This is a genomic window from Paraburkholderia sp. BR10872 (genome assembly GCF_040965835.1).
In the GTDB taxonomy this organism is placed as follows: Bacteria; Pseudomonadota; Gammaproteobacteria; order Burkholderiales; family Burkholderiaceae; genus Paraburkholderia; species Paraburkholderia nodosa_A.
Map to the genome: position 1 here is coordinate 1 of NZ_JBFRCN010000142.1, position 953 is coordinate 953.

Here is a 953-nt window from a genome sequence, read left to right on the forward strand (position 1 = left end):
GTCATACGAGTCAAGAAATTGCAACGCAGTGCGAGGTGACACCGCCGGCAATTACGCACTGGAAGAAGCGGTTTGTTGCCCATGGACTTGCCGGTCTGCATGATGAAGCCCGTCCAGGCCGGCCTCGTACGCATGACGATGAAGCGGTAGCGGAACTCCTGGCGAGGATACTGCATGAGAAGCCGGATGGGGCAACGCATTGGAGCGTGCGGTCCGCTTCTGCGCAGACAGGGATTTCGAAGAGTTCGGTGGCCCGATATCTGTCGTTGTTCGGTGTACAGCCTCATCGGTCAAAAAGCTTCAAACTGTCTAATGATCCCTACTTCGTGGAGAAGGTGCGCGACATTGTCGGGCTGTACCTGAGCCCGCCGACCAATGCCCTGGTGCTGTGCGTCGACGAGAAGAGCCAGTGCCAGGCGCTGGAGCGTACGCAGCCGATGTTGCCGATGGGGCTGGGCTATCTCGAGGGGGTAACGCATGATTACGTCCGGCATGGCACTACCACTCTGTTCGCCGCGCTCAATACGGCAACGGGTGAAGTTATTGCGCAATGTAAGCCGCGCCACAGACATCAGGAATTCCTAGCGTTTCTCAGGCATGTGGACCAGGCAGTGCCTGCCGATCTCGATGTGCATCTGATCGTCGACAACTATGCAACACACAAGCATCCGAAGGTCAGGGCGTGGCTGGCCAGGCATACGCGCTACCACATGCACTTCACGCCGACTTACTCAAGCTGGCTGAATCAGGTTGAACGCTGGTTTGGCCTGATTACACAGCAGGCGATCCGTCGAGGGTCGTTCAAGAACGTGCGTCAACTCATCACCAGCATCGAGCGATATATCGAGCAGTACAACCAACACGGCCGGCCGTTCGTATGGACCGCGACCGCCGATTCAATTCTCCAGAAAGTGGCTCGGCTATGCAAAGTTATTTCTGGGACAGAACACTAG

At 56.8% G+C, this 953-nt stretch carries 1 protein-coding gene; it reads left to right on the forward strand.

Annotation, left to right across the window (positions count from 1 at the left end; all coding sequences use genetic code 11):
- On the forward strand, positions 1-953 hold a 953-nt coding region (locus AB4Y43_RS40420), incomplete at its 5' end, for an IS630 family transposase (protein ID WP_368730285.1).